General features: G+C 72.0%; 6 protein-coding genes and 1 pseudogene. 5 read left to right on the top strand and 2 right to left on the bottom strand.

Annotated elements, in window-relative coordinates; all coding sequences use genetic code 11:
• Window positions 1-292 (bottom strand): MerR family transcriptional regulator (locus tag ESO86_RS08725; RefSeq protein ID WP_129234547.1); only part of this gene is annotated, 292 nt, incomplete at its 3' end.
• 88 nt (window positions 293-380) lie between these two features.
• On the opposite strand from ESO86_RS08725, the gene ESO86_RS08720 reads away from it, so the two are divergent.
• From ESO86_RS08720 to ESO86_RS08710, 3 genes are all read left to right on the top strand, one after another.
• Complete coding sequence (locus ESO86_RS08720) at window positions 381-800, top strand: hypothetical protein (protein WP_129234546.1); 420 nt, start codon at window positions 381-383, stop codon at window positions 798-800.
• A gap of 85 nt (window positions 801-885) precedes the next feature.
• Entirely contained in the window at window positions 886-2,364 is a 1,479-nt protein-coding gene (locus ESO86_RS08715) for a malate:quinone oxidoreductase (protein ID WP_129234545.1), read from the top strand.
• Between the two features lie 326 nt (window positions 2,365-2,690).
• Complete coding sequence (locus ESO86_RS08710) at window positions 2,691-4,475, top strand: ATP-binding cassette domain-containing protein (protein WP_129234544.1); 1,785 nt, start codon at window positions 2,691-2,693, stop codon at window positions 4,473-4,475.
• Here ESO86_RS08710 and ESO86_RS08705 read toward each other — a convergent pair.
• On the bottom strand, window positions 4,423-4,851 hold the full coding sequence (locus ESO86_RS08705) for a VanZ family protein (protein ID WP_165307530.1): 429 nt from the start codon (window positions 4,849-4,851) through the stop codon (window positions 4,423-4,425). The genes ESO86_RS08710 and ESO86_RS08705 overlap by 53 nt on opposite strands.
• A 178-nt stretch (window positions 4,852-5,029) precedes the next feature.
• Here ESO86_RS08705 and ESO86_RS08700 point away from each other — a divergent pair, with 178 nt between their 5' ends.
• On the top strand, window positions 5,030-6,082 hold the full coding sequence (locus ESO86_RS08700; RefSeq protein ID WP_129234542.1) for an Rv2578c family radical SAM protein: 1,053 nt from the start codon (window positions 5,030-5,032) through the stop codon (window positions 6,080-6,082).
• Between the two features lie 91 nt (window positions 6,083-6,173).
• Window positions 6,174-7,061 (top strand): annotated as a pseudogene (locus tag ESO86_RS08695) (hypothetical protein); the annotation flags it as partial.

The raw sequence follows: 7,061 nt of genomic DNA, 5'->3' as shown, positions 1-7,061 counted from the left end.
CCGGCGCCGGCGCGGTGGCCGGAGGGAGCGCGCCGACCGCCCGGCCGAGCGAGGCGTAGAGGTCGTCGCCGGGGTCGTCGACGAGGGTGAGGATGGTCCGCGCCTGCTGCACGCTGAGCCCGACCGGCCCGGTGAGCGCCCGGATCAGCCGCAGCCGGCGCACGTGCGAGTCGTCGTACGTCGCCTGCGTCGCCGAGGTCGCGACGCCGGGGTGCAGCAGCCCCTCGCGCAGGTAGAACTTGATGGTCGCGACGGCGACGCCCGAGGCGTCGGCGAGTCCCGAGATGCGCATGCCCGCTCCTTGCATTGGATAGCATGACTCTCTAATATTGGAGAGTCACGCTATCCAATCATGACATCGAACCCCGGAGGGCCGCGCCATGCCGTCGCCGATCGACACCATCCTCATCGGAGCGCTCCTGCTCGCACTCGTCACGGTCGAGAGCGGCGGATGGTTCCTCACCCGCGTCTCGCGCGGCCTCGCGCCCGCCAACCCGCTGCAGCAGTCGTTCTTCCGCGCGGGGCACGCGCACGCGGGCGTCCTCATCGTGCTCTCGGTCGCGATCCTCGCCGTGCTGCCGGCGGCGGCGCTCGAGGGCGGATGGCTCTGGATCGCCCGACTCGGCGTGCCGATCGCCGCGATCCTCATGCCGGCCGGGTTCTTCCTGTCGGTGCTCGGGCGCGATCCCGGGAAGCCGGGCCGCGCCATCCTGCTGCTCTGGTTGGGCGCGCTCTCGCTCACGATCGGTCTCGCCACGGCCGGCGTCGGGCTGCTCGCCGGCGGCATCCAGGCCCTCTGAGCGCGCACCCGGGCTGGTCAGGGCGTACATCCGCGGCAGACTGGCTGGTCATCGCGTCCATCCGCGCGCCCATACACTGGAACGCGTGAATTCCGAGGAAAGCGTCGACGTCGTCCTGATCGGCGGGGGCATCATGAGCGCCACGCTCGGCTCCCTGATCTCGAGGCTGCAGCCCGACTGGAGCATCCGCCTCTACGAGCGCCTCGGTCGCGTCGCCCAGGAGTCCTCGAACCCGTGGAACAACGCGGGCACGGGTCACGCCGCGCTCTGCGAGCTGAACTACATGCCCGAAGCGGCGGACGGCAGCGTGAGCGCCGCGAAGGCCGTGTCGATCAACGAGCAGTTCCAGGTCAGCCGCCAGTACTGGGCGCACCTCGTCGAGTCGGGCGCGCTCTCCGAGCCGAACAGCTTCATCAACTCCACGCCGCACATGACCTTCGTGCGCGGCAAGTCCAACATCGAGTACCTGAAGAAGCGCGTCGACGCGCTCGAGGGCGAGCCGCTGTTCGCCGGCATGGAGTACTCGGAGGACCTCGACACGATCGCCCAGTGGGCGCCCCTCCTGGCCAAGAAGCGCAACCCGAAGGCGAAGATCGCCGCGACCCGCATCGAGTCGGGCACCGACGTCGACTACGGCGCGCTCACGGTCCAGATGCTCCGCGACATCGAGTCGCGCGGAGCCGAGATCCGCACCGACCACCAGGTCACGTGGCTGAAGCGCCAGAAGGACGGCACCTGGAAGCTGCGCATCCGGAACCTCGTCGGCAACACCCCCGAGACCGTGCGCGCGCGATTCGTCTTCGTCGGCGCCGGCGGCGGGGCGCTGTCGCTCCTGCAGCACTCCGGCATTCCCGAGATCAGGGGCTACGGCGGCTTCCCGATCTCCGGTCAGTTCCTGCGCACCACGAACCCCAAGGTCGTCGCCCAGCACCAGGCGAAGGTCTACGGCAAGGCCGCGGTCGGCGCCCCGCCGATGTCGGTGCCGCACCTCGACACGCGCGTCGTCGACGGCGAGACGTCGCTGCTCTTCGGGCCGTACGCGGGCTTCACCCCGAAGTTCCTGAAGACGAGCACCTGGTTCGACCTGCCCTTCTCGATCCGCCTGCACAACATCATCCCGATGCTGCAGGTGGGCCTGCGCAACTTCGACCTCGTGCGGTACCTCGTCTCCGAGCTGCTCGCCTCGCGCGAGGCCAAGATGAAGGCGCTGCGCGAGTTCATGCCGACGGCGAAGTCGGAGGACTGGGAGCTCATCACGGCCGGGCAGCGCGTCCAGGTCATGAAGAAGGACCCGGAGAAGGGCGGCGTGCTGCAGTTCGGCACCGAGGTGATCTCCGGGGCGGACGGCTCGATCGCCGGCCTCCTCGGCGCCTCGCCGGGCGCGTCCACCGCCGTCCCGATCATGCTCGAGGTCATGCAGAAGTGCTTCCCCGACCGCATGGCCGAATGGGAGCCGAAGATCCGCGAGATGATCCCGTCGTACGGCACGACCCTCTCCGACGACCCGGAGGTTGCGGCGGCCTCGCTCGCGCGGACCGCGGCCGCGCTCGATATCAGCGCCTGAACGCGAGGGGCGGACGCCGCGGCATCCGCTCTTCACAGGCGTCTCGCCGTCTGCTACTCTCGACGGCGCTATGAAGTGAGTACATCCCACCGTCCCGCGCCCGAGGCGCCGTCGACACCGGGGTGTGCGCTCCTGCACTGATCGCGACCGTGTTCGCGCTCGCCTCGACGACGGCACACGCCCGGCGGGATCCATCACCCGCTCCCGGGCCGTCGTGTCGTCGCCCTCGCGCGCCGACCGCTCGGTCGACGCGTCGTCCGTGCTCGCCGAAGCGCGCGGGCGCCGTTCGACGGCCCGGGGGCATCTCGCGAAGGGATCCCTTCCACATGCCGGTCATCCACTCCCATTCCTCCCACCTCCGCGTCGACGGGCTCTCGGTCGCCTACGGAGATCGCCGCGTGTTCGCCGACCTCGGCTTCGCCGTCGCGCCCGGGCACCGTCTCGGGCTCATCGGCGAGAACGGCGCGGGGAAGTCGACGCTGCTGCGGCTCGTCGCCGGTGCCTCCCTCAGGGGTGCCGCCGTGCAGGGGCGCCTCGTGCGCCCCACGCGCACCGGGCTGCTCCTCCAGGAGCCGCCGTTCGCGCCGGGCGACCGCGTCCACGACGTGCTCGAGTCGGCCGTCGAGGAGGTGCGTGCGATCGAGCGTGAACTCGACGCCGCCGCCGCCGCGCTCGGGGCCGACGCCTCGGACCCGGCCGGGTCGCACGACGACCCGGCCGAACGGTATGCACGGGCGCTCGAAGCCGCCGAACTCGCCGATGTCTGGTCGCTCGACCGTCGGTGCGACGAACTCCTCGACGGTCTCGGCCTGTCGGGGCTCGGACGAGATCGACGCGTCGACGAGCTCTCCGGGGGGCAGCGCAGCAGGTTCGCGCTCGCCGCCCTCCTGCTCGCATCGCCGGAGGCCCTCCTGCTCGACGAGCCGACCAACCACCTCGACGACGACGCCGCGGCCTTCCTCGAGGAGCGACTTCGCGGCTGGCGCGGGCCGGTCGCGTTCGCGAGCCACGACCGTGAATTCCTCGACCGCGTCGCGACGGGGCTCCTCGACCTGGATCCCGGTCGTTCGGGCGCGACCGCGCTCGCGCGATCGGCCGGCCGCACATCGGGCGAGAACGGAGGCGAAGCGGCGCTCGCGGCATCCGTCGGCACGGTGTTCGGGGGGTCGTTCAGCGACTACCTCGGCCGCCGCGACGACGAACGCGCACGCTGGCGTCGGCAGTACGACGACGAGCAGGGCGAGCTGAGGCGGCTGCGCCGCTCGGTCGCGGAGACGGCCCGCCAGGTCGCGCACGGCCGCGGCCCGACCGACAACGACAAGTTCCTGAAGCACTTCAAGCGCGGGAACGTCGAGGCCGCCGTGTCGAGGCGGGTCCGCAACGCCGAGGCCCGGTTGGACGAGCTCGAGCGGACGCAGGTCGCCCGCCCGCCTGCGCCGATGGCGTTCGCGGGCATCCCGGGCGGTGCGCACGCGCCGTCGGACGACTCGGGTCTCCTCCTGCACGTCGCCGACCTCGCCGTCGCCGGCCGCCTCGACCTCGGGGCGCTGCGGATCGCGTCGACGACCAGGCTGCTGGTGACGGGCGCGAACGGAGCAGGCAAGTCGACGCTCCTCTCGGTGCTGGCCGGCAGGCTCGCTCCGGACCGGGGCACCGTGCGTCGTCGACGGGGCCTGCGGGTCGGCCTGCTCGAGCAGGACGTGCGCTTCGCAGACCCGGATGCCACGCCGCGCGCCATCTACGAGCGGGCGCTGGGGGAGCGGCGCGCCGAGCGCGTGCCACTCGCCGGTCTCGGACTCGTCGCGTCGCGCGACCTCGATCGCGCCGTCGGGCGGCTCTCGGTCGGACAGCAGCGGCGGCTCGCGCTCGCGCTCGTCATCGCCGCGCCCCCGCACGTGTTCCTGCTCGACGAGCTGACCAACCACCTCTCGCTGGCCCTCGCCGGCGAGCTCGAGGACGCGCTCGGCGGATTCCCCGGAGCGGTGATCGTCGCCAGCCACGACCGCTGGCTCCGGCGCCGATGGGCGGGGGAGGAGCTGGCGCTCGAGGCATCCGTCGTCACGGACCCGGATCGCGTGGTGGCGGGCGCCGCGCCGCGAGGACGACGATGAGGGCGCCGATGCCCGCGCCGACCCCGTTCGCGACGACGTCGCGCAGGTCGAACGTGCGCTCGGGGAGGTAGCGGCCCTGTGCGATCTCCGCGGCGAGGCTCGCAGCGGCGGCCAGCGCCGTCGCGGAGATCACCAGGTGCAGCCGTTGACGCCGGAACCACGCGGCCCAGAGCGCGCCGAACGGGAGGAAGAGGACCGCGTTCAGCCCGGACTGCACGAGCGGGTAGCGGATCCCGGCGGGCATGCCCATCCGCCCGAGGAGGTCGATGATCCCGTCGACCCTGATGAGGCCGCCCTCGCCGTCCACGTGCACGGGCCAGAAGAGGACGGTCCACAGGCCGATGCCGTACGCGAGGCCGACGATCGCGAGGACCACGCGTCGCCATGCGAGAGCGCGAGGGCCGGGGCCGGTGGATGATGTCGCGGGTGCCGGGCCACGGTCGGGATTCGGCGTCCGGGACATCGACACAGCGTAGCCCGGGGATGTTGCGCCGAGGTGTCGCCGGTGCGCGCGCCGGCTTGCGGAGCGATCGAACGTATGTTCGAATGAGCGCATGCGATGGAACGGCCAGGAACTCGACGTCGAGCAGCAGGGGACGCTGCCCGGCCTGGCTCGATTGAGCAACCTCGTGCGTTCCGTCCGGACGCCCGAGTTCGCGGGCCTGACGTTCCACGAGGTGCTCGCCAAGTCGGCGCTCAACCGCGTGCCGGGCCAGTCGTACGTGCCGTTCGGATGGACCATCAATCCGTACCGGGGGTGCAGCCACGCCTGCGTCTACTGCTTCGCGCGGCCGACGCACCAGTACCTCGACCTCGACCCCGGCGACGACTTCGACCGGCAGCTCATCGTGAAGGTGAACGTCGCCGACGTGCTCCGTCGTGAGCTCGCTCGGCCGTCATGGCGGCACGACCCCGTGGCGCTCGGCACGAACACCGACCCGTATCAGCGCGCCGAAGGCCGGTACGCCCTCATGCCCGGGATCATCGAGGCGCTCGCAGGCAGCGGCACGCCCTTCAGCGTGCTCACCAAGGGCACGCTGCTCCGTCGCGACCTCCCCCTGCTGAAGAGCGCGAGCGAGCACGTGCCGGTCGACCTCGCGATGTCGATCGCGGTGTACGACGACGAACTGCAGCGCTCGATCGAACCGGGGACCCCGAGCACCACGGCCCGACTCGCCTGCGTCACCGCGGTCCGCGAGGCGGGCTTCGACTGCACGGTCTTCCTGATGCCGATCCTGCCGTACCTGACCGACACCCGGGCGCACCTCGATGACGCGCTCGGCCGGGTCAAGGCGGCCGGCGCGACGAGCGTGGTGTTCTCGGCGCTCCACCTGCGCGGGTCGGTCAAGCCCTGGTTCTTCGACTGGCTCTCGCGGGAGCACCCGGAGCTCGTGCCGAAGTACCGCGCGATGTTCCCGGGCGCGGCCGCATACGCGCCGAAGGAGTATCGAACGTGGCTCGCCGCACGGCTGTCGCCGCTGCTGCGGGCGCATCGCCTCGATCGCGGGCGGGAGGACGTCGTGACCGGTGGCGTGCGGTCACGCGTCGCCGATCGTTCCTCGCCGCCCCCGGCGCTCGAGGGCGCGGCGCCCGCGATGCTGTTCTGACATCGCGACGTCGCAGAGTGGGTCGATCGGCCGCCGAACTGCGATAATCCGGCCAGTGCCGTTTCCCCCCGACGGCCGGATCGGAGCAACCATGACCCTGGGCCTGCCCGAGCACCTCGCGAAGGCGTCCCTGAGTCGGGCGCTCGCGAGCGCCGGGCATGCTGCGGGTGCGGTGTGCCTCGCATCGGCCATGGTCATCGCGGTCGCGTCGATCCTCCTGGAGCCCGTCGGCGAGTTCGGTCCGAACCAGCAGGCGGCGGTCGCGGCCTCCGCGCTGATCGGCCTGCAGGCCACGCTGTTCGCGCTCGTGGCGTTCCACCCGAACGTCACCCTCACCGTCGCGTACCTGCTGGGAGGCACCGCCGTCGTGTACGGGCTGACCGTGCTCGTGATGGCGCCGGGCAACGGCTTCGAGACGACGAACAACGCGCTGCTCGCCATGCCCCGGACCGCGCTCCTCCTCGTCGGCGGTGCCGGGATCGGCTCTCGGATCGCGATCACCTGGGCGACGCTCGGCTGGGGACTCGGCGAGGCGGCGGCCTTCCTCGGTGCCACGGCGGCAGGCGCCACCTGGGCGCCCAACGCCGCGGCCGCCGCCGCACTCGGCATCGTGGTGATCACGCGGGTCTTCGATGCGCTGACCCGCAGCGACGCCCGACGCGAGACGGCGTTGCATCGAGCCAGCCAGCAGACCCGTGAACTCGTCATCCGCCACGACTACGAGCTCCGCGCCATCGCACGACTCCACGACACCGCCCTCAGCCACCTCGTCGCGATCGCCGCATCCGGTTCGGGGCCCGTCGACGAGCGGCTGCGCACCGCCATCAGCCACGACCTCTCCCTCATCGTCGGGCGGGATTGGGCGACCGAGCATTCGGACGACGGCGAGGCGGCGGCAGGCGGGACGGGACCCGGGGGCGCGACCCCGGCCACCGTCCGGGCGGCCGGGTCCCGCGACGCATCCGAGGCGTCCGGCCCG

Source organism: Agromyces binzhouensis, from assembly GCF_004135055.1.
In the GTDB taxonomy this organism is placed as follows: domain Bacteria; phylum Actinomycetota; class Actinomycetes; order Actinomycetales; family Microbacteriaceae; genus Agromyces; species Agromyces binzhouensis.
Note: the sequence above shows the minus strand (reverse complement) of the source record. Positions and strands in the feature narration are given on the sequence as shown.

Excerpts from the sequence above, each read along its gene's own strand:
- ESO86_RS08720 (WP_129234546.1), top strand. The coding sequence starts at position 381 with ATGCCGTCGCCGATCGACACCATCCTCATCGGAGCGCTCCTGCTCGCA.
- ESO86_RS08710 (WP_129234544.1), top strand. The coding sequence starts at position 2,691 with ATGCCGGTCATCCACTCCCATTCCTCCCACCTCCGCGTCGACGGGCTC.
- ESO86_RS08700 (WP_129234542.1), top strand. The coding sequence starts at position 5,030 with ATGCGATGGAACGGCCAGGAACTCGACGTCGAGCAGCAGGGGACGCTG.